Source organism: Bacillus sp. F9_6S_D1_P_5 (assembly GCF_054823925.1).
The window spans coordinates 18,467-41,324 of sequence record NZ_JBTREW010000023.1; the positions used below are offsets into that span (position 1 = coordinate 18,467).

The following is a 22,858-nucleotide window of genomic DNA, read 5'->3' on the forward strand; positions in this document are numbered from 1 at the left end:
GATTAAATAAATAGAAATTACGATTTAGCTAAGTGTTTAATAAAATAAGTAAATGCCCAAATTAATGTCGCAAATTGAGTAACAAAATACATGGTCCATTCAAAACCAGTCAATTTTCTCTCTCGTTTAACTTGCTTTAAGTATCTGTAAAATATAAATGTACTTAAAAACATAAGTAACAACGATAATTGTTGTAAATCATCGACTATACGTACCGCCATAAACTTTATCATCCTCCTAATTTAAAATATAAAATGAAAATATAATTAAAAGAGGCCATCCCACCTGATTATTAGTTGAACCAATCCGGCTTTTACGAGCTGTTAATGAGGAGTACTCTACAAAATAATGGTATCACCAAAAGGTAATAAATGGTATTTTTTCATTGAACTCACAAAATACTAAGAGATATACACTCAAATATCATGTAGTTTTCAAGAGCTAGATTAAATAATGACTGCAATCTAATCTTTGAGCCACTTAATTGTTAACTTCCTTTTTAATTTTTATAGATTGTTGCATAGTATCACTATTCCCAGTCATTATATTTTTTTCTCCACGAAAAAAATGCTACTAAAAAAGTAGGAGTTATGCAAACTGATAGTTAGTATTCAGTTATACAGAAAAATCTTCACCGTAATATATATCCTTACTTTAACAATTTGGATATACTTTTTTTAAACTAATCAAGATTATAAAACAATACCATTTTCATCTGCCGTTTTCCTCTTCAATCCAACACTTACATTTATAGCACCTTGATCAACCAGGGATAATTTCTTTCATTTTGGAAATTTTATAAGTAAACTTTTTGAGAATTTCTTGAGGTGCGATCAATGTTTTTAAACCAGAATAAAAACGAAAGAAAGTTACTTGTTTTTGCAACAATTATACTCATTCTTTATTTGTCTCCTTTATTTATTCTTGGAGAAAATGCGCATATTCGCATTCATGATAATCTTGATTCCAATTTGTCATGGTACAAGGTTTTGACATCGAGTGGAGAGATAAGAGGTTCGATTAATGGTACAATTCCACAGGTGATAAATAATCAATTATCAAGAAACGCGTTTAGTACGGAATTTAGTTGCATTGTTTGGTTGTATGCTTTTTTTCCAAATATGGTTGCTTATGTATTAAGTCAGACGATTACAAGAGTGGTTGCTTTTATAGGCATGTATGTACTTTTAAAACATCATTTTTTACCGAGAGAGGAATGGATGGTCATTTCAATGGGAGTTTCATTAGCTTTTGCTCTTACCCCTTTTTGGCCATCAGGAATGCTTAGTACTCTGGGAATGCCTCTTGCACTTTGGGCATTTTTAAATATTCGAAAAGGGGAAAAATTGTGGAAGAACTATTTCGTACTTACTCTAATTCCTCTATATTCGAGTTTTGTTTTAGGCTTTTTCTTTTTTTTAAGTAGTATAGGGGTGCTCTGGTTAGTGGACTTAGTAGTAAAAAAAGAATGGAACTTTCGTTTTCTTTTTTCAATTATTTATATGACGCTCATATACATGGTTGTAGAATATCGCTTAGTATCTTCCTTTTTTTTATCAACTGCACCTAACAGTAGAGATGAATATTTTCATGCGAGATTATCGTTATGGCGTTCCCTCCGACTTACAGTAAAAAACTTTCTTTTAGGACATACCCATGTCATGACAGTCCATACATTTATTATTTTACCTGCCATACTTATTGCGTTGTATTTCATCATTACTACAAAACGATGGAAGCGAGAAAAAGTCTTTATTTTTTTGTTCTATTTTAACATAGTTTTGTCCATTTGGTATGCTTTTTGGTTTTATAAAGGTTGGCTTCCATTAACAAAACGGTTTCACATTTTAGATACATTTAATTTTGCACGTTATCATTTTTTGCGCCCGTTAGTTATTTATGTTTTATTCGCTCTTGGATTAAAAATATTATGGTTACAAGGGAAAGTATGGAGATACGTTGCAACAAGTTTTATGATTGCTCAAATTATTTTGTTATGCTTTTATAATGAAGAAATTATTTATCAAAATAAGCCTTCAGTAAAGGAATTTTTTGCAGAAAAACAATTTCAGGAGATAAAAGAGTATATCGGTTTACCTTTGGAACAGTACCGTATCGCTAATATTGGTTTACATCCAGCTATCGCTCAGTACAATGGTTTCTATACACTTGACACATACAACAATTTTTATCCTCTATCTTACAAATATGAATTCCGAAAAATAATTGAGAAGGAATTAGCGAAAAATAAAACAATTCGTACGTATTTTGACGAATGGGGTGGCCGCTGTTATATTTTCACCGATGAACTTGGAAAACACTATATGTTTAAGAAAGGTTCGAAAAAACACTTGAAAAATGTAGAGCTAAATATAGAACATTTTAAAAAAATGGGTGGTCGGTACATTTTTTCTGCTGTCCCTATTGAAAATGCAGTGAAAAACAATTTATACCTTGAGAAAACATTTGTATCAAAGACATCCGCTTGGGAAATTTATTTATATAAAGCAATATAAGTATGTAATTAGATTGGCTCTCTCAATATAAATTCATAAAAACCCAAACTAATATTTAGCTGCAATATTAGTTTGGGTTTTACTATTTTGTATCAAATTACACACCACATTCCAAGCTACACTTAAACTCTTTTTAACATTTTTAATCACTATATCCTCTGTGCCCCTGGCCTTTATGGACAACACTCGTTGAGATTACTGTTGGTTTTATCCCTGTTCGCAAGAATCTCCCACTTCCAAAATACGAACTGCAATTTCGATACCATCTTGCTTTGTAACAACCTCTGTAGTTTCTTCAATCGTCTCGGTTCTCCCCATACAAGACAATAATTCTTCCCGTTACATATACAGAAGCTCCGGCCACAACTACTATTTTTCCTTATAATAATTTCATTTTATTTATCTTCATTTTTATAATTCAATTTTATAACTTCCGGTATATGCTTACTATCATATTTCCTCGTATAGATTTCTCCATCTGGAGTAACTAATTTTAATACAATCTCACCACAAACACCATGTGGTATTTCAAATTCACCTTGTGCATTTGAAATACTGCGTTCCTTACTTTCAATAGAATCTTCATAAATTTTCACATTAGATATAGGTTCGTTATTTTGATCTACGATAATACCTCTTGAATACTTACCAATCGCAATGCATTGATCATCTTTTTTATAATAATTAATTAGAACGATAGCTCCAATTATTATAGCGATACATACAAACAAGAGAATTATTTTGCGTTTCACAACAAACCTCCTTATTCATCTTTTTCTTTTTTAAATTGAAAATTTATACGTTCCGCTTGTTTGATTTCCTCAATTACTCTACGAATTCCTTCTTCAATCCGATCTTCCTTCACATTCGATACGTTTAACTTTAATAGCATTTCTTTCGGAAAACCTCTCACATAATTTTTATCAATCGTATCAATACTTATTTGCATTTCACCTAGTCTTTGTAAAAGCCTTTCTGAAATACTTGTTTTATGTAATTCTAAACAAGTATGGATTCCAATTGTATTTTGCTTTTTATATATGAATAAAAGCGGGTTTTCACTATGCATTCTTTCTAATGTTTCTGCTAGTTTTTTAGATCTATTATTATAGGAAGATTTAATTTTACTTTTATGGCGTTCAAACATACCACTCTTTATATATATTTCTAAAGCAGCTTGGGATATCATCGGGCTATCGATATCTAAAATCTTTTTATATGTATGGAAAACATTCGCAATAACCGATGGAATAACTGCTACACCAACTCGTAAACCTGGAAAAATAATCTTTGAATAACTTTTCAAATATATGACATGATTATCATGATCCAAGCTATATAACGGATCTGCTTTTGAATCTGTTTCTAGATCTGCTAAATAATCATCTTCCACTATAAATACATTATATTTCTTAGCCAATAACACGATTTTTTCTTTCTCATCTTTAGAATAAGAAGTTCCAAGCGGATGATGATATCTTGGTATTGTATAAAAGAATTTTATTTTACCTGTTCGAAAAATGCGTTCCAATTCATTTAAGTCAATACCTTCATTCGTACGTTTAATACCGATTACAGGGATTTTGTTTATTTCTAGATATTCAATATATAGATGATATGTTGGTTGTTCAATTAATATCGTTTCATTTTCATTTGGAAATGGTATAGCGGTTAATATTGCTAGCGCCTGCTGCACACCTGACGTTATAAAAATATTTTCTTCATTAGTGAAAACTTGATAGTTTGCCAGTTGTTTTTGAATAACCGGAATTAAAGACGGTAAGCCTTTTGGCGTCCCATATACAAATAAGTCATTTTTATATGTATCAATAGCCTTATTAATACAATGTTGAAAATCTAAATACGGAAAAACATCTGGATCTGGTGCTGAGGAAGCAAAATCAATTATGTCGTCATTTTCTACAAAACTCCCTGATTTTCGAACAACATAGTATCCACTTTGAGGGATGGAATAAATAATATGACGTTTTTCTAATTCATATAGTGCCCGTATAACTGTCGCCTTATTGCATTCATATTGCGTAACAAGTGATCGTATAGACGGTAATTTCTTTCCTTCTTTTATCACTCCATGTTGAATCATGTTTTCTATATCATTAAAAATATGTAAATACTTGTACATCATTACTACCTCAACTTTTAATTTGTACCGGTACAGTTTGTATTTGTTTACATTGTAGCACTAGATCATAAAGATTACTATATACGTATACTGGCCAGTAAGAAATCAATTACTATGAGGTGAAATTATGAAACTTACAACAAAGGCATATTTATCAGCTATGCTCTATTCATTTATTATTGGATTCTCCTTTATGTTTGTGAAATTAGCATTAACAGTTACGAGCCCCCTTGATACACTTGCTCATCGTTTTACAGTTGCTTTCGTAGCTGCAAGCATTCCCATTGTTTTCGGTTTCGTAAAGTTAAATATGTCATTCAAAAATATACTTGCCCTATTACCACTTGCAATATTTTATCCAGCACTATTTTTTGCTTTCCAAGCATTTGGCTTAGTGTATACAAGTTCATCCGAGGCCGGAATTATACAAGCGGCGATTCCTATATTTACGATGATGTTAGCTTCCTATTTTTTAAAAGAGTATACAAATACATGGCAAAAAATATCTGTACTCATTTCTGTCATCGGTGTCATTTATATATTTATCATGAATGGTATAGGGACTCATGAAACTAGTTTCATAGGTGTTATTCTTATTTTGCTATCGGCATTATCATCTGCTTTCTATAACGTGTTAGCTAGAAAAATGACGAAGAAATTCAAACTAATGGATTTAACTTACACAATGACAGTAATCGGCTTTATTAGCTTTAATTTAATCGCGATCGCCAGCCATATAAATAAAGGTACAATAACGGTATACTTTAAACCGTATACGAATGGAACATTTCTTATCTCCATTTTATATTTAGGGTTACTATCTTCCTTGCTGACGGCATTGCTATTAAACTATTCCTTATCTTATATTGAAGCTGCTAAAATAAGTGTTTTTAGTAATTTATCTACACTTATTACAATTATCGCTGGCGTTATTTTTTTACACGAGCAAATTTCTTATTTTCATATCATTGGTACAATAATGATTATTCTTGGTATAATAGGCACAAATTTTTTGGGTAAAAAAGGAATTGCAATGCAAAAGAAGAATATCTCCATGAATAAATAAAAAGTGAGGGATATGTCATGCAGCGCTTAAATACAATTGATATTAGTAACGTTCTAGAATTAGAAAAGACTCTTTCTACTTTATTAAATGAAGAGATTTCTTCAAAGCTAGAACTTGAAAACTGGTTAAAAAAACAATCTACATTCATTTGGGAAATTGAAGAACAATTACGATCGCACTATATCGCCTTTCAATGTAATACGGATAATAAAAAAATTAAAGATACTTTTAAATATGATCAACAATATGTACGACCTCTTTTGAAACGTTATCAAAATTCATTTGATAATAAATATTTAGAGTCCCCTTTTCGAATGGAACTTGATCCAAAAACGTATAGCTTACTAGATAAAAAAATAAAGAATGCGCAAACATTATTTTGTGAAAAGAACATTGATTTAGAAATAAGCGAAGACAAATTAGTAACCGAACACTTCGAAATTACAGGTGGTTTAACTGCGCTATGGAACGGTGAAGAAAAGACAATTACTGAACTACAGTCTTACTTACAAGATCCGGATCGTCACATACGAAAAAAAGCAAAAACGCTCATTTCTGAAACATTTTTATCTGTTGAAGATACACTACAAAATATATTAAATGAATTAATCGTAATCCGTCATCAAAAGGCGCAAAATATTCAATTAGATAATTATCGTGATTATATGTTTAAAAAACATGAACGTTTTGATTATACACCTGATGATTGCTATAAGCTTGCTGAATCTATTCGTAAATACGTAGTACCACTTATCGATAAAATATTTAATGAGAAAAAATCTGAACTTCAAGTAGATAGCCTTCGTCCATGGGATCTAAAAGCAACCGCACCAAATCAAAAAGCATTAAAACCTATTGAAGACGCGAGTGATTTAATCGAAAAAAGTTCTCAAATTTTACACAAACTAGACCCTGAATTTTCAACATTACTGGACCGTATGCATAAAAATAGTTGCTTAGATTTAGAAAGTCGTAAAGGAAAAGGACCAGGAGGATTTTGCGAATATTTACCTGCTTCTCAATTATCTTTCATTTTCATGAATCTCAATCATACACATTATGATGTTACTACTTTCCTCCATGAAATGGGTCATAGTATTCATAATGAATGTATGAAGCAGTTAGAACTTCAAAAATTTGTAGAAATCCCTTCAGAATCAGCAGAACTCGCTAGCATGACAATGGAATTATTTTCGATGGAGTATTGGGATACATTTTATGAGAATACAGAAGAATTTATAAAAGCAAAATTAGATTTCTTTATAGATATTGTTAAGTATTTACCACAAATGCTTATCGTTGATCAGTTCCAACATTGGATGTATGAAAACCCTAATCATACCGCTAAAGAAAGAAATGACAAGTATTTAGAATTACATAATACTTACCAATCGAGCGTCGTAAATATTGAAGGGTATGAAAATTGGATTGCAACTAGCTGGTTACCTGTATTACACATATTCGAAATACCATTCTATTACATCGAATATGCAATTGCACAACTTGGGGCGTTGCAAATGTATAAACAATATAAAGAAAATCCTAAACAAGCAATAGAAAATTATAAAAAAGCTTTATCATTAGGTAGCTCTAGATCTTTAACGGAAGTATATGAAGCAGCTGGAATTCGTTTTGATCTTTCTGGCGAAACAATTAAAGAACTAATGTTATTTGTTGAGGGTGAATTAGCGTCACTTGAACAATTGTAAAAAAGAAGCTGTTCCTATATTTTAGGTTCAGCTTTCTTCTTTATATTATTTATTAGTTTTATGTACTGAGTATCACCATATCCGATTGTTGGAAAAAGATGAAACAATTTTGTTAATAATTCTTGAGTTGATAAATCTTTATTTTTGGAGATGAATTTCACTACGATATTATCTTCTTTTAACATACTTAAATATAAGTCTATAGCTTGATACATTACAGGTGGTACCTTTTGAGTCATTTTTTTGTGATTTACTAACACTTCATTATATACAAAAGAATAATTTCCTAATTCAAGTTCAAGTTGACTTACTTTAAATTCATCTTCTCTAAAACTATTTAAGTATACTTTCCCTTCATAACAAGACTGTTCAAGGTATGAAAGTAAAGTAAGTAGATTCATTTGGCAAAACATATCTTCACCGAACCATAAAACGATGCATTTATACTTTTTCGTAAAAAGATTTTTTAACGGGTCTATAACCTTTTTTGTATAAATATCTACAGAACTGTTATGACCTTCTGCTCTGGTTTTAATAAACTCTTCATTAAAAACATGTGTAGTAGCGGGATTCACACACATCGCTTCGTTAAATGGAGCATAATCAGACTCACCCATTAGCTTTTTGGTTTTAAATTCTTCATACATCATTTGACCATTCAATATGTTTAATACATCATTCTCAAACAGCTCACTCTTTGCACTACGCAACTGCTCAACCTCTATTTTTCTAGAAAAATTCATTTTAAACTCCCCTCCTTTATTTATATTGAGTTTAACAAATGATTGAATAGGCATGTTGTTAAGCTTAAATTCTCTTGGATTCATTCCAAAAACAGTTTTGAAAGCTCTACTATAGGCCTCTTGCGAAGAATAATTGTAATCCAATGCAATATCTATTATCTTTCTATCATTCTTCAAATCCTCTGTGGATAAATACAGTCTTCTTAAAAGAATATAGCGCCTAATACTAATGCCTGTTACTTGGTGAAATCTAAAAGAACAGTAATACGGAGAATAACTCATATAACGCGATAATTCATTTAATGAAAATTCTTCTTTTAAATTGCTCTCAATCCAATCAATCATCTTCTGTATATGTTCATTCATTTCCTTCACTCCTTATTTATAAGTATAAAACAGGTTCGTTTCTTTCTTTTGATATTTCTTGTGTTTTATAACATAAACCATTCATTACTTCATGCTTCATTTTAAAGGAAATCAAAAATAAAACACGAATTTTGTAAATTAAGAACCTTTTACTTCTTAAGTAAAAAATTAAAGTTTGGAAAGGACGTTACAATGAACGAGCTAGAAAAAGAAATACTCCAATTAATAAATGAACGATATCCATTAAATTTTATTAACATTAAGTCTATAACGAATGAAATGTATCAATGTCACGCACAACAAGGTACTTACTTCATTAGAATTACAAACTACAAAACATATGAAGAACAGTTAGAAGAAGTTACATATACGAACTTTTTATATGAAAATGGTTTAGCAGTTCCTCCAATATTACCTTCCCTTAATGGGGATTTAGTAGAGAAATTAACATTAGACGAGGAGATTTTTACTGTATTATATAAAGCTGCTCCTGGTATACATTTACCAAGGTGCGAATGGAATTCTAATATATTTAAAAAGCTTGGTAAACAAATTGGAAAATTACATCGTATTTCTAAAAGCTTCGAACAGATTAAGCCGGTTAAACATATAAACAATTGGTATGAAAATGAAGAATATAATTTTCTTAAATATATCCCTAAAGAAGAAACTACTATAAGAGAAATTGCATCTGACGTTTTAATTTCTACAAAGGAACTACAAAAATCCACTTCCAATTACGGCTTAATTCATGGAGATTTATGACTAGAAAATATTTTAGTTGAAAACAACTCAAACTTAACAATGATTGATTTTCAAGACTGCGAAAAACATTTTTACCTATTCGATTTAGCAGTTCCTATTTATAGTGCGATAGAGTATTCATTTGCTGGAAATGGGAATATCGTTGACTATGAGCATTCTATTACAAAAGCACTATTTGAAGGATATCAAGAAGAAAATGAACTACCTAAAGAGATGATAGAAAATTTTCCATTATTTATTAAATTAAAGGAGATTTTTGAATATAGCTTAATGCATATGTATTGGAATAAAGAAGAATTAACTGAGGAACAAGTACGGATAATAAATCTTTATAGGATGAAGATCGAAACTAAATATACCTATATTAATGTTTAAAAATGCTGTTGTTTAACTACAAGGAAACTTTAGTTAGACAACAGCATTTATTTATTGGCTACTAAACAACCTTTGTTTTATTACTTATAAATACTGAGTCAATAATCTATTTAAATACACTTCATTTTGCGAAGATACTTTCTCAGAAAATCTAGCTGCAATCATAATAGGAGCCCATTGAAAGATCTCATCTCTTGTTAGATCGGTATTGCGGCAATATATTTGCAAATACATTTCTGCTAATTCTATATGAGACTGCGCATACAATAAATATGTACGAAACACATCTGCACGAATATCACCTGAGCAAGCATCTACCCAGTCTATAATACTTACATTCTTTTCACTCAAAATTAGACTAAACGGATGGAAATCGCCATGGCATAATCTAGAATCAAATTTGATTGAATGTAGCTTATTCAATATACTTTCCTTTTGTTTTTCATCCAATTTATATACAGATTTAATTTGACGCTCTAACCTTTCCCCCATTGCTTCCATTTCACACGTATAGCATGAATCTTTTTTTGTTCATTCACACAAATATTTATGTAATACTCTGCCTCATTTAGATTATTAAGCAGGAGATCACCTATACTGTCCCCTTTTACGTATTCCATAATAATTGCCTGTCTATTTTATATATTAGTCACTTCAAATACGTTTGGAACTGATAGTCCGCATGAATAAGTATATTTTTGTTTTTTTGCTTCATTCATAGACTCTGTATTTGGGAGGTAATCTTTAAATAATTTCATAATCTTATTATCATATAGATAAATTTCCGCTGTGTTCCCTTTTGCTATCGGATTTCCTAAATTCAATTCATTCCTCTCCTTACTATAAAATAAGCTAATACATTATACTCCTCTATAAATTCAGTGGAATTATGCTGAAACCCCATGCCCATCAACTTAAGAGTGAAAAAAACGGATCTTTCATTCAGCCGGATTAAAACATTCTCAAAATAGAAGTATATTCTTAAAAATGCACATACCAAATAAGCCCTAATGGGTTTCACTTTTTTGATTATGCAATTTTCTTTTGTTTTCCAAGTTCACTATACTCATAGACAACACCCATAATATCAAAGACTGTCTTTTTCTCATATCTATGAGATTTCCGTCCATTCTTCTCTAAGAGGTGGAATAGGCGGATTAGAATCTTTGTCATTTCTATGGTGCTTTGTCGTATAGCTTGATACAACAGGTGTAAGTGATCTTGAATTATTCCAATCGCTTTATATTCACTTAATTCTCTTTTCTTCTTTTTCAAAAGAAGTTGACGCATTTTGAACATAGTAGAGGAGCACAGGAAGATAGCGATTAGCTTTCCATATAATTGGCACTCTAATCGTTCCTGTTTTACATGACGATAATGGTCTATTTTGAAAAGTGATTTCCACGTTTTAAAGATAATCTCTATTTGCCAACGTAAAGTATATAATTCATGTACCTATTCCATCGGAACCCATTCCCAAGCTATATTCGTCACGTACACGTTTAATCCAGCTACAATTTTACTTTTCTCTGAGTACATTCTATTTTTGGATTTTTCTTTTTCTGCGATCCTTGCTCGTCGTTTTTGAAGTTGTTTTTCTGTTAATCGATTAAAAATAACGCACGCAAACAGTTGTTTCCTATCACCAATATAAGCATGTTTTAATTCAAATGTTTATCCTGGTTGTAGTTGTTTCAAAATCTGTTTCACATCGATGTGTATGTATTCCGATTGTTTCTTAATTGCACCATTTTTAAAGTATTCTGGGTTTGAATTTTTCATATATACATTTGTATTTAGTTTTAAACGAGAAATATAGTATGTACCTCGTTGATCCATTTGATCTATGTCTTCCAATGAAAAATAACCCAAATCACGAATACATAAATCCCCTAGTCGTAAGGTATCTAAGCACTTCGTACCAAATGTTTTATCATTATTTTTCCCTGGCCCAACTTGAAAGTTAAGAAATTCCCCGCTATGCAGATCCTATTCTAATTGAATTTTGATTCCAGCTGTTTGGGCACATCCTCCAGATCCTGGATATACATTCTCTAAAGCATTCGGCACTTGAAATACGGTGGCATCTAGAATACGAATTCGCTTGAAATAAGAGAAGAAATGGTTAGAAATTTTCGTTTGTTCACATACTTTTTTTTGTAATAGTAAAGAAAAAATATGCTGTAACAACAAAACTGCTTTAGCATTTAAACGTTTATTTAAACCCTCAGGGCTAAGTAAAGTACCGGTAGCTGCATGAAGCCTACTACATAATCGGACTAATGGATCACTTGCCACCCGTTGACTAATCCAGATACAAATAGCAGCTAAGTCTGATCCAGAAAACTTACGTTTTCGCTTTATAAATCCGAGTTCTCTAGCAAGTTCTTCTAAAAATAAAGGAGTAACATATCGTTGTAATTCTTCCGCAAATGGTTGTAGTTCATCTTGAATTGATAGATTCATAAAAAAACGCCATCCCTTCTGTATATTTCTACAAAAATGATAGCGTATTTTTCCACTTTGGGATATTTTTTGTTAGCTTGATAGCGAAGTGGCAGTCTCTCTATAAAAGATTTCTTGGACAACTTAGACTTTTTATAAAAGTAATCCCTCAGTTCCAAGAGAAGCTCACCATTCTCAATTTTAGTTAGAAACATTTCTCACAAATAACGCACTAGTTAGATGAACAAACAATCATCTTATCAAATTCTATCTCAATAGAAATTCAATTAATAATTTACATGAATTTTCACATGCCAAAAGCTTAAACCTTTTTTGGTCCTCAATAGTTTTATTATCTGCTTGGTCGGATACAGACTTCACACATAGGAATGGTATTTTATTAACATAAGAAACGTATGAAAAAGATGCTATCTCTTGGTCAACAGCAATAGCATTATGAGTACTACTTAATGATGATCTCAAAACATCTTCTCTAATACGCTGATCTCCCGATATAACCATCCCGTTGTTGATTTTATGTTCACTGGTATTGATAGCAAAATTAAGAAAATCACTAAATATAGAATTATCGCCATCAATAATCGATGTTCTACCAGTATACAGGTCCCACACATCATCGCCTTTTCCAGCATTCGTAACGTCATGTTGGAGCATTTGTTTTGCAATGACAATTTCGCCACCCTTTATGCTATCTGACAAACTTCCACAAATTCCTGTCATATATATTTCATCAGGACGAAACTCTGATATAAGTAATTGTGTACAACTAGAACAGTTTGTTTTTCCAACACCACTTATAACAGATATAATCTCTAAATTGTTAATACTATGATAATGGAATTCCCATGCGGCAATTTTACGAACTTTTCTACTCGGGTATTCTTCGTGTAAATAATTCAGTTCAGGTTGCCAAGCTGCAATTATTCCAATTCTTGTCATTTTTATCCTCTCCTCACCTGAATTATACCAAAAAAGTATTGTTTTAATATTCGATTTAATCGGAATGTTAAAATAATTTAAGTCATCGATATATTAAAAGCAAAAGGTAGGTAATTATATGATTCGTGAAGCTGAACCAAAGGACAGTAATGTAATTGAAAATCTATATAAAAAATTAGCACCACATAGCAAAAATATTAAGGTTTTACCAGAAAGAATTGAGCAGATAAGGGATGATTCTAATAATTTTTTGTTTGTCTATGAGGAAAGTGGTAACGTCAAAGGAAGTATATTTATGACGTTTTGCCTTGATTCTGGATATCAATTTAGACCGTATACTGTTTTAGAGTATGTGATTGTAAATGAAGATTTTCGAGGTAATGGGATAGGGGAAAAGTTATTGAAACATGTAGAAGAGATATCAATTGCAAGGGGATCCACAAGAATTATCTTATTAAGTAGTGCAACTAGAATAAAAGCACATAAATTCTTCACTAAAAATGGATATAATGGAACCATAAGTAAGGGTTTCAAGAAGTATATACCAATTAATTTAATTTTATTTATAGGTGTTTTTTCTTAGAGTATTTAGAAAGAATAACATTTTTTTGTACTTAGGGGTAGTGAAAATTCTTAAGTTGATGGGCACGTGCTAAAACCCTTCTCCACGAAAATATAAAAAACTTACCACTTTCTATCCTTAAATAGAAAGCGGTAAGTTTAATTTACTAGGAATATTAGAATGAAACTCTGGTGTATGCACAATTGAAAATGCATATCCCTGCTCAATAAATGACACTTCATTATGCTTACATTCAAATGGTACACTATTTTTCTTAAAGTTAATTTGGATTTGCTGTAAAAATGCAGGGTCCGGTGTTCCGAAAGATACTTGTACTTTCGGTGGTAAAGCCTTCATCGCAATTGGGATCCAAGGTCGCTGCCACCAAGTTGCAACAATGTATGCTGTGCCCCCTATAACAAAGTTGAAAATATCCCCATCTTCCATCGTTTTCATATTTAGATTTGATTTCAACCATTCTGTAAATACAGGTACACTTTTAACGGGAAGTCCGATTTCCCTTACATATAAAATGTTTAAAGGGGATTGTGGTACTAATACATCTTCTTTAACATAACTATGTGCGATAATTTCGAGTAGATTTCCATCACCGTCTTTAAAGTATACATTGAATAGACCATTCTCTTCACCAATTACATTTCCATTTTGCCATTTCACAATGAGTAATCCAGAGTCCCTTAGCCATCTTGCTGTTTCGTGAAATTTTGAATACGGGATCTCAAAAGCGAAATGTGCAGGTGCGATTGGTTCGTATACTTCTTGAAAACTAATTGTAGTGTATGGTGTTACTTCAAATTGAATAAAAGATGCCGTTTCTTTTTTTATTGGAAAAGATAGTATGTCCTTATATACTTGTTTTACCCCTTCTATGGAAACCGTTTGTAGTTTAATATCTGATATATGTGTAATCACGTTGCATACCCCCTTGTTTCTTATTATCTATTTGTATTGTATTACATTTATAAACAGATAGAATCAAACGGAAGGATGGATTTTTCAAATGAAAACTACAACTTTAGTATGAATATGTTAACTTCTTTCATTGTTGATATAGTATTGTTTCCATACAAAAAAGCTGCCTTTCCTTAAACGAAAAGCAGCTTTTACAATACAAAACATTATGATTTTACAGCAATAATCATAAACCTTTTTGAATTTGTACGAATCCCTTTTTCAAAACTATTTGCATCAATGAACTTTTGTAAAATAGCAAAATCCTCTTCCTCTTCTCCAAATCTAGGAATAATAGGTGTATGTTTTAACAAGAAAATAAGATCTTCAGGCGAACTGTAATAATCAGTAATATTATATTCGCGTACTTGTACGAGTTCAAATCCTGCACTACTAAGTTCACCCATATACTTTTCTTTTAAAGTTCCATCTCTTTCACCAAAGCATTGTCCTCTTCCAAATGCCTCTTTCAAGTTCAATTTATCATGTTCACTAACTTGTTGTGTTAAAAACAAAGCACCTTTTTTCATTACTTTTGCTAATTCAGTCGCTGCAAATGGTGCATGACAACTTGAAACAATATCAAAATAAGCATGTGGAAACGTTAAAACTTCAGAATCCATTTGTAGAAACTCAACATTTTGTACACCTGATTTTCTCAAATTGGAATGTGCTTTTTCAATCATTCCGTTAGAATTATCTATTCCAATTAAAGATTTAGCTGAAGATGCTATATTAAGTACATTTTCTCCTCCACCTGTACCAACATCTAGTAAAATACGTGATGACTTGCACCTTTCTTTTACCTCACCATAAAAGTCCCATGAATCTCCTACAGTTTCACCTTTTACTTTACTAAAATCCCATCCATTTAATCTTCCTACTTTATCATAAAAGTTTTTGTACTCTAATTCGTTCATCTTATGTGTTCCCCTTTGTTGATACATATAAATTAAAATGAATTATTGATTATTTATTCTATATTTGTAATCCAAGCTTCATAAAACGCTTGAACAGTGCGATATCTTTTACTTTTTTCTTTATGCAACGCTTTTGTACATATATTATATAATTCTTGTGTGCTCTCCCATTTTTCATAGCTTTTATCACTTTTTCCGCCAATAAAGGCAAAAGCAATTCCGGCTAATACGTACACATTCGTTTCGCTTGTAATTTGTGCATGCAGTTCATATTCCTCCGGTGCTTTGAAGCGAGCTGTCCCCCAAAAATCTTTCACAATTTCATTGAATACAGGTGTTTTTTGAAAGAAATCAATATCACAAATCGTCAGCTTTGATTGCTCAAAATTATATAAGATACTACCGTCATAAAAATCAACCATGACATATCCTAATGACTCCACATAGGTTGCAAACTCTAAAATTTGTGTTAATATGTTAAGTCTCTCCGTCACTGCTAATTGTCTTAACTTAACAAAAGGTGAGTTTGGTGCATGGTGCTTTTCAAACGGTGTAAAGTCCCAATGATTGTGCATGCACTCCCCACCAATCCAATGAAACCTTAAACAAAATCCATTTTGCATTGGAATGGAATTAATATATGGAACTAGTAAAGGATGTTGAATTTGTTCATATACTTCCTTTGCTTTCATTAATCGTTGGATTGCGTCCTCTATATTACCTTTATACTCTAAATTGCGCGCACCAGCATACTTCAAAAAGTAGCGTTGTCCATTTTCAATAATACCAAAGCTAATATTTCCTGAATCTTGCTGATCAAAAACAGTAAACACTTCTACATCCTTTAGCCAATCAAAATTATGATCCTCAGCCAATGTTATAGGGTATTGATTTTTTCCAATTTTAATATTTATCATGCATTGCTCCTAGCTTTGAGCAAACGTAGTTTATAGAGGTATGATACGCATACTCAAATTATTTTTACCTCATATTTTGTTTTCTTCTGTTTGTTCATAAAACATCACTCCTTTCAAATAAAGGTTTTTATTACATTAAATAACTACCAAAATATTCTTACTTTCTATTATACATAATAACAATAATAGAAGGTGCCACATTATTTAATTACATATCATAAAATAAAGATTATAAGAAATATATTCTATACCGTATTTAGTTAACATAATAATTTTATAGTTTATTTTTGTCTATATATTCTAGATGTCTTCTTCCCCAACCAAACATACGATAAAATTTTTAAAATAAAAGCCCTTATTACGGTAACTTTTTGTTGCTAATTTAGAAACTGCTGAAGCAATACAGGATCGTCTTTTAAAAGTTCTGCTAAAAACATAAGTTGCGGAAAAGGTTGTAAGATTAACTCTTTATTCATTTTTTCTTTCAATATGGCTATTCCACCTTGCTTAATATAATCATTTAGTTTTATTTCCTTACTACAAATTAGCTTAATATCACTTACTGAAAGTAATAATAATCCATTCGTTTCAGAAGAGGGATTGGGTTCATTTTTTGAATGCGCCATGTACATAATAGATAAAGTTTCATGTGGACTATCAATAATTAATATTGGATTGATTTCATTTTCTACTTTTATTTTCTTTGATTGTGCACTCCAATTCTCTTTGTAATATATACTTGGCGAACTCAAAATGGTAATATCGATAGCAGCTTCTTCTTTCACCTCTCTTTTAGCAGTTTCTACTGCTGTTTCATCGGCTTCTTTATGTCCCCCCAGCCTTACTACACCTAATGTATCCCCTTTACTCGTTGGACCAACTTGAAAAACAAATAAATTTTTATATATTACATACGCACCAGATGTTCTTACACTTTTATCTATATGTATCAATATTCTCCCTCCTAAAAAATCTTTGAATAAAATAGTTTACTATAATTTTATTATGTATTTAAATTATCTTCAATCCACCACACAGCATCAAGTAGGTTTTGCGCTATATAATCAGGTACCGCTTCTTCCCACAAATTTCTATACTTTGTTAATGAACTTTCTCCCCATCCTGTTCGTACTAAAATCTTTTTCATAATACTGCTTTCATTTTTTCCTCCTTTAAGTTTTAAAATACCTCTAAAAAGTAGGATTCATCTAAAAATTACAGAATTCTATACATAACAAATATTGGACGGATGATTTTCAAATTCCTCTATAATAAAGGTGGTTCAAACAGTTGTGAAATTTATACTAGAACGCAAGCTTACCGTAAAGACAACTTTTTCTAAAGAATACAAGATTTTTATTTTTGGTTTACTCATTTCACGAATCGGGGATTCACTGTATACTTTTGCACTTCCTTGGATTGCCTATCAATTAACCGGTTCAGCTGTAATTATGAGTTCTTTATTTGCTATTAATGTATTGCCTATTGTTTTATTTGGCCCTTTAGTTGGTGTAATAATTGATCGATACGATCGAAAAAAGTTACTTTGGATAGCGGATATTGCCAATATTATTTTAGTAAGTCTTGTACCAATTCTATACGCATTACATCTATTAGAAATCTGGCATTTATACGTAATTACTTTTATCTTAGCAGTTATGTCTATGCTTTTTGATGTAACAACTGTTACAGTCATTCCACATATTGCAGGTGCATCATTGACGAAGGCTAATTCTTTCTATCAAATGGTCAATCAATCGGCTAGTTTGTTTGGTCCAATGATAGCTGGGATTTTCATATCTTTTATTGGAGGCTTTCAAGTGCTTTGGATCAATGTTCTTTCATTTATTGCAACATTAGTTGCTGTGATATTATTACCGTCTATGAAAACCGTAAACAAGAAATGCGAAGATAAAAATGCACTTCAAAATGTACTAGCTGATTTGGTTAATGGATTTAAATGGCTCCAAAATGACCGCTTAAATTTAGCTTTATCTTTTCAAGCTATGATTGGAAACTTTGGAGCAAGTGCGGTTTTAGGTGTGTTCATGTATTATTTACTATCCACATTGCAACTTACGCCGGAACAAAGTGGCTTTAATTATTCACTAATTGGAATAGGAGGGCTTTTAGGAAGCTTGATTGCAGTTCCTTTAGAAAAAAGATTGCAGCGCGGCATTCTAATTCCTCTACTCCTATTTGTTGGAGCAATTGGCTTAACTTTTGCGCTTTGGAGTACATATTGGCTTGCTCCCGGTATTGCTTTCGGTATTGCAATGACTTGCAATATTGCATGGAATACAATTGTAGCCACAATTCGCCAGGAAACCGTTCCATCACATATGCAAGGAAGAGTTTTAGGATTTTCGCGAGTACTTACACGATTAGCTATGCCACTCGGGGCATTAGTAGGAGGTATTATTTCAGCCTATAATCCAGTACTTGTATTTGCTTTAGCTGCTTTCACGAAGCTACTTGAAGTTGTTATTGCGTTTTATAGTCCGATAAGAAAACTATGATGAAAGGAAGTTATATGAATGTATGATTAGTTAATTGAAATCGAAGAACAAAAATATCCATTACCTCCTATAAATGAAGATTTTTATATAGAAAAGGCACCTCTTGTATCTTCAAATACTTCTCTCAGGCCAATTTGCCAACTTTTCAGTGGCATGGATGTCATACTTGAAGAGGACGTTTATACGTCCTTTCCCATTCCAAATGACGTTACTTTAAATATAGTTAAAAATGAATTACATGAAATTTTCATGATAGGTTTAAAGGAAGAATCAAAACAAACTTTAAAAGAACTTCTAACAAACGGTATATATCCTGTAGTGCCTGATTTATACCGAAGCCATTCTTTTAATAGAATTGTCGGTAGAAGAACATTAAAATATTATTCTGTAGCATTTGATTGTATTGATCCGATGTTCTTAATAGAAACGCAAGAAATAGCATATTTCCTCAAACATTCATTCTTTGAAAAAGAGGATTGTATTTCTTTAGTACCAACAGGTTGGTTTTTAGAAGATTCATTAAAGGAACCCATTAAAATCCGATCATATTGTAATTTTGCAAATAAAATTGTGCTAGTAGTTGATGAATCGAATCAAGAAGTATTTTCTCTTCATATTTACGGATAAGTTGATAAAGGGGTCGCGTCAGGAAAATACAAATTTACAACGATAAGGAAATTTCAAATTAAAAAGCTCAACTTCTCTACAAATCAAAATAGAGAAATTGAGCTTTTCAGTTACTTCATTCATTTATTTATTGAATTCATTAACTGGAAGAAGTATTCAGGTTTATGAGTCTTATTTAGGTTATACCATGAATGTAATGCATCTGGTGTAAATACATCTATTTTTTTCAGTACCTCCACTGCAAATTCCAGAGGAGCTATCCCTGATGCAGTAACTAAATTTGCATCAGATACCACAGATCCCAACTCATAGAACTTTTCTCCTCTATAGTTAGGACATACCATTTTAGTATATTCTAAGTTATTACTTGTATGCTTTCTAGTATCTAAGTATCCCATATTTGCTAGGCCCTCAGTTGCACCACAAATTGCAGCAACAATAGTACCAAGTTTTAAAGCTTGGCCAATTCTTTCCAAGATGGGTTGATGAATTTCTTCACTCCAAGTAGTCCCTCCTGGTAAAATTAAAAGATCTTTACTCTCAAGAGTACATTCATCAAGGGAAATATCTGGTTTTATGCTCAGTCCTCCCATAGTAGTAATCATCTCTTCATTAACTCCTACTGTAATTACTTTTAAAGGTGCTAAATCTTTTTTGAAATATCTTCCTGAGTTTAATTCAGCAATTAAATATCCATATTCCCAGTCCGACATTGTATTAAATACATATAGAAAAGCTTTTTTTGTTTGCATCCAATAACACTCCAATCACAATTTATATAGCTATTATAATATAACTTCCCTGACAGTTAACGTCAGGGAAGTTATCATACTTGATGAAATTTTATTAATTCCGACAGAACTTCAATAAGTCTTTGCTTAAGACTTATTGGCTCAATAACTTTAATAGATTTATTGTACGGTAAAAGTAAATAAGGTACATAAGTATGTATCATATCTTTTTCAAGAAGAAAAACTGCTTGATTTGAAGTCCGTTCTTGTAAATAATGTCCTAAAAACCAATGTTGGCAAATATCAGCCAATACACTTTTATCCCCATTAATAACCAAAAAAATAATCTCTTCCTTATCTTCTATAGTTGGAAGAAGACCTTTTATAAAAAAGTCACGTGCTGAAAAATTTTCTGGTCGTTTAAACTTATTTTCTGATAGCATTAGACTTTCAATTCGATCTACTCTAAAATTACGGATATCATTCCTAAGATGACAAAATCCAATCACATACCACTTATTATTCCAATAGATAATTTTGTACGGATCAACCATTCTATGATTTAATTGTTTTTCTCCACTTTTATGGTAAATAATTTTTACTGAGTACCCGTCAGCTACAGCCTGCTCCAACTCCTTCAAAAAAGGTTCCATAGATAGTGAACTTAATCGACTTATTACTTCAAGACTAGCTAAATGTTGGTTTATCTTTGTTTCCTGCTCTTGATTTGAGTATTTACTTAGTTTTGAAATGGCCCTATTTAGTGCTTCACCTCCATAATATCCCGCTTCTTCTGCAAAAACAGCGGCGTGAAATAGTGCAGTTTGCTCCTCAAAATCAAAAAAAAGAGGAGCCTCAATAAAATTGTTCAATAAAGTGTATCCACCGTTATGCCCTGGTTCTGAAATGATAGGTACGCCACTTGTTGAAATTGTATCAATATAACGATACACAGTCCTTATATTCATCTCTAACTTTTCTGAAATTTGTTTTGCAGTAATTTTTTCACCCGAACGAAGCATCCATAGAATTGCTAACATATTGTCAATTTTAGGCATATTACTCCACCTCTATATGAAATTTATTTTCTATTATATATTTCCTATTTTTAGTATAACTCATCAACTGTCCCTTTCCGATAGCTTTCTATATAATGAGAACCTAGACACATTTGTAATTTCGCAAATTTGATTTACAGTCATATCTCCCTCTTTATAAAGCTTTACTGCATAATTCATTCCTGCATGATTTTTATGGTACTTCTTAAACCGACCTTTACACTTTCCTTCTTTCTTAGCCAATTCAATTCCTTCACACTGTCGCATATGGATAAGATCACGTTCTAATTGGTTTACACCCGCCATAACCGTAATATTGCACCATATTTCACCTTTAGCTGGGAACATATTAATTTGCTAGGAGAATATCATTTTAATTCGGAGAAAGTGATCTCATTAGATTCTTTAAGACCACTGAAACTTTCTTAACGTTATTAATAACGGGAGAATCGTCAGGAAAATAGGCTAAGTATTGTAAATCCGCATTTCCGTGACGGTACACCATAAAGAAAAAAGGCATATAATTAATGCCTTTTTTCTTTATCAACATTTAACTGGATAACAAACTTCTGTAACCCACTTATTAGGATCCGATTCCATCGCTGGGCTCACATGATAAATATTAAACATCGGGCCTGCTAATTCGTAACCTTCTGTCTCAATCCATTTTGCCGCAGCTTCATTGACAGCTGTCATTTGTTCATAACTTCCATTAACCGTTATGGAAGCTACATTAGTTGATTCAATATTTTTAAATGTAACGTCTTTTGTATTTTCGTGCTTCCCTAAAATACTTAGCTGTATTTCTACATCTACATCATTTTCTTTGTATTCACGATCATGGAAAACCGCAATACTATAACTCGGATGGGCAATACTAATATTTTTCATTTGTATTTCTTGCATTAATATACCCCATAAATCCCCTTCACGATTATAAGATGGAATAATCTTTCTAACACTAGCTACATTTCTTTCTGGAATTTCTTTTATTGAAACATGGTAGTTCATCTCAACTGCATCCTCTCTCATCGATTTCATTGAGGCTTCAAGAAGACGTAATTGTTTTTGGAGGCCATCCATATCATCCTTTATTTGAGCACTACGATTTTCAAATTGTGATTTTATTACTTCCATATTTTCACTTGCAACTATTTCTTTAATAGTAGCAATATTAAACCCCATATCTTTTAATGTTTGAATTTGATTTACTTTCTTTAATTGGGCTGCTGAATAATATCGATATCCACTTTGTTCATCAACTTTTACTGGCTGTAACAATTCCACTTTATCGTAGTGTCTCAACATACGAATACTAATGGAAGATAGTTTTGAAAAATCACCTATTTTAAACATATTTTCCTCCCATAAATTACATCTACTTCCAAGCTCAACTTTATCTTAAACAATGACATCGTGTGAGAGTCAACTGTTTATAACACTTAAATTATATATCTTTAATTA

At 31.6% G+C, this 22,858-nt stretch carries 19 protein-coding genes and 5 pseudogenes; 7 read left to right on the forward strand and 17 right to left on the reverse strand.

The window, feature by feature from the left end:
- Window positions 1–17: 17 nt before the first annotated feature.
- Entirely contained in the window at window positions 18–221 is a 204-nt protein-coding gene (locus tag ACUXEY_RS22900; protein WP_166704937.1) for a hypothetical protein, read from the reverse strand.
- A gap of 615 nt (window positions 222–836) precedes the next feature.
- Here ACUXEY_RS22900 and ACUXEY_RS22905 point away from each other — a divergent pair.
- A complete protein-coding gene (locus ACUXEY_RS22905) occupies window positions 837–2,516 on the forward strand; it encodes a DUF6044 family protein (RefSeq protein WP_461301669.1) in 1,680 nt (559 codons plus the stop codon).
- Between the two features lie 240 nt (window positions 2,517–2,756).
- Here the strand turns inward: ACUXEY_RS22905 and ACUXEY_RS22910 are convergent.
- From ACUXEY_RS22910 to ACUXEY_RS22920, 3 genes and pseudogenes are all read right to left on the reverse strand, one after another.
- Window positions 2,757–2,889: pseudogene (locus ACUXEY_RS22910) on the reverse strand (short-chain dehydrogenase); the annotation flags it as partial.
- 22 nt (window positions 2,890–2,911) lie between these two features.
- On the reverse strand, window positions 2,912–3,268 hold the full coding sequence (locus tag ACUXEY_RS22915) for a carboxypeptidase regulatory-like domain-containing protein (RefSeq protein WP_166704935.1): 357 nt from the start codon (window positions 3,266–3,268) through the stop codon (window positions 2,912–2,914).
- Between the two features lie 11 nt (window positions 3,269–3,279).
- Window positions 3,280–4,659 carry an aminotransferase-like domain-containing protein gene (locus ACUXEY_RS22920; protein ID WP_461301670.1) on the reverse strand — a complete coding sequence of 460 codons (1,380 nt, stop codon included), beginning with the start codon at window positions 4,657–4,659 and terminating at the stop codon, window positions 3,280–3,282.
- 127 nt (window positions 4,660–4,786) lie between these two features.
- On the opposite strand from ACUXEY_RS22920, the gene ACUXEY_RS22925 reads away from it, so the two are divergent.
- Window positions 4,787–5,725: a DMT family transporter gene (locus tag ACUXEY_RS22925; protein WP_270672592.1), complete on the forward strand. Its 939-nt coding sequence runs from the start codon at window positions 4,787–4,789 to the stop codon at window positions 5,723–5,725.
- Window positions 5,726–5,742: 17 nt separating this feature from the next.
- A complete protein-coding gene (locus ACUXEY_RS22930; RefSeq protein ID WP_461301671.1) occupies window positions 5,743–7,434 on the forward strand; it encodes a M3 family oligoendopeptidase in 1,692 nt (563 codons plus the stop codon).
- Window positions 7,435–7,448: 14 nt separating this feature from the next.
- Here ACUXEY_RS22930 and ACUXEY_RS22935 read toward each other — a convergent pair whose 3' ends face one another.
- Window positions 7,449–8,543: a helix-turn-helix domain-containing protein gene (locus tag ACUXEY_RS22935; protein ID WP_461301672.1), complete on the reverse strand. Its 1,095-nt coding sequence runs from the start codon at window positions 8,541–8,543 to the stop codon at window positions 7,449–7,451.
- Window positions 8,544–8,735: 192 nt separating this feature from the next.
- Between ACUXEY_RS22935 and ACUXEY_RS22940 the strand changes: the two are divergent.
- Window positions 8,736–9,683: pseudogene (locus ACUXEY_RS22940) on the forward strand (phosphotransferase enzyme family protein).
- A gap of 84 nt (window positions 9,684–9,767) precedes the next feature.
- Here ACUXEY_RS22940 and ACUXEY_RS22945 read toward each other — a convergent pair.
- From ACUXEY_RS22945 to mtnN, 3 genes and pseudogenes are all read right to left on the reverse strand, one after another.
- A pseudogene (locus tag ACUXEY_RS22945) lies at window positions 9,768–10,507 on the reverse strand (aminoglycoside phosphotransferase family protein).
- A 205-nt stretch (window positions 10,508–10,712) separates the two neighbouring features.
- Window positions 10,713–12,149 (reverse strand): annotated as a pseudogene (locus tag ACUXEY_RS22950) (IS4 family transposase).
- A gap of 246 nt (window positions 12,150–12,395) precedes the next feature.
- Window positions 12,396–13,088 (reverse strand): 5'-methylthioadenosine/S-adenosylhomocysteine nucleosidase, encoded by a 693-nt coding sequence (mtnN, locus tag ACUXEY_RS22955; RefSeq protein ID WP_461301673.1) that lies wholly within the window; start codon window positions 13,086–13,088, stop codon window positions 12,396–12,398.
- Between the two features lie 118 nt (window positions 13,089–13,206).
- Between mtnN and ACUXEY_RS22960 the strand changes: the two genes are divergently transcribed.
- Window positions 13,207–13,671, forward strand: a complete 465-nt coding sequence (locus ACUXEY_RS22960; RefSeq protein ID WP_461301674.1) for a GNAT family N-acetyltransferase — start codon at window positions 13,207–13,209, stop codon at window positions 13,669–13,671.
- 117 nt (window positions 13,672–13,788) lie between these two features.
- Here ACUXEY_RS22960 and ACUXEY_RS22965 read toward each other — a convergent pair whose 3' ends face one another.
- From ACUXEY_RS22965 to ACUXEY_RS22985, 5 genes are all read right to left on the reverse strand, one after another.
- Complete coding sequence (locus ACUXEY_RS22965; RefSeq protein ID WP_461301675.1) at window positions 13,789–14,583, reverse strand: VOC family protein; 795 nt, start codon at window positions 14,581–14,583, stop codon at window positions 13,789–13,791.
- 206 nt (window positions 14,584–14,789) lie between these two features.
- Window positions 14,790–15,542 carry a class I SAM-dependent methyltransferase gene (locus tag ACUXEY_RS22970; protein WP_461301676.1) on the reverse strand — a complete coding sequence of 251 codons (753 nt, stop codon included), beginning with the start codon at window positions 15,540–15,542 and terminating at the stop codon, window positions 14,790–14,792.
- 53 nt (window positions 15,543–15,595) lie between these two features.
- Complete coding sequence (locus ACUXEY_RS22975) at window positions 15,596–16,459, reverse strand: protein kinase family protein (RefSeq protein ID WP_461301677.1); 864 nt, start codon at window positions 16,457–16,459, stop codon at window positions 15,596–15,598.
- Between the two features lie 377 nt (window positions 16,460–16,836).
- Window positions 16,837–17,412: an NUDIX hydrolase gene (locus ACUXEY_RS22980; RefSeq protein WP_461301678.1), complete on the reverse strand. Its 576-nt coding sequence runs from the start codon at window positions 17,410–17,412 to the stop codon at window positions 16,837–16,839.
- A 50-nt stretch (window positions 17,413–17,462) separates the two neighbouring features.
- The gene (locus tag ACUXEY_RS22985; protein WP_461301679.1) at window positions 17,463–17,606 is read right to left on the reverse strand and encodes a hypothetical protein; all 144 of its coding nucleotides are present in this window, start codon (window positions 17,604–17,606) and stop codon (window positions 17,463–17,465) included.
- 145 nt (window positions 17,607–17,751) lie between these two features.
- Between ACUXEY_RS22985 and ACUXEY_RS22990 the strand changes: the two genes are divergently transcribed.
- Window positions 17,752–18,978, forward strand: coding sequence for an MFS transporter (locus ACUXEY_RS22990; RefSeq protein WP_461301680.1), 1,227 nt, complete (start codon window positions 17,752–17,754; stop codon window positions 18,976–18,978).
- A gap of 153 nt (window positions 18,979–19,131) precedes the next feature.
- Entirely contained in the window at window positions 19,132–19,605 is a 474-nt protein-coding gene (locus ACUXEY_RS22995) for a hypothetical protein (RefSeq protein ID WP_461301681.1), read from the forward strand.
- Window positions 19,606–19,724: 119 nt separating this feature from the next.
- Here the strand turns inward: ACUXEY_RS22995 and ACUXEY_RS23000 are convergent, their stop codons facing one another.
- The 4 genes and pseudogenes from ACUXEY_RS23000 to ACUXEY_RS23015 all read right to left on the reverse strand — a co-directional run bounded on the left by ACUXEY_RS23000 (window position 19,725) and on the right by ACUXEY_RS23015 (window position 22,750).
- Entirely contained in the window at window positions 19,725–20,357 is a 633-nt protein-coding gene (locus tag ACUXEY_RS23000; RefSeq protein ID WP_461301682.1) for a type 1 glutamine amidotransferase family protein, read from the reverse strand.
- Window positions 20,358–20,431: 74 nt separating this feature from the next.
- Window positions 20,432–21,394, reverse strand: a complete 963-nt coding sequence (locus ACUXEY_RS23005; protein WP_461301683.1) for a helix-turn-helix transcriptional regulator — start codon at window positions 21,392–21,394, stop codon at window positions 20,432–20,434.
- A 63-nt stretch (window positions 21,395–21,457) separates the two neighbouring features.
- Window positions 21,458–21,709, reverse strand: a pseudogene (locus tag ACUXEY_RS23010) (helix-turn-helix domain-containing protein); the annotation flags it as partial.
- Window positions 21,710–21,937: 228 nt separating this feature from the next.
- Window positions 21,938–22,750 (reverse strand): MerR family transcriptional regulator, encoded by an 813-nt coding sequence (locus ACUXEY_RS23015; protein ID WP_461301684.1) that lies wholly within the window; start codon window positions 22,748–22,750, stop codon window positions 21,938–21,940.
- Window positions 22,751–22,858 lie beyond the last annotated feature (108 nt).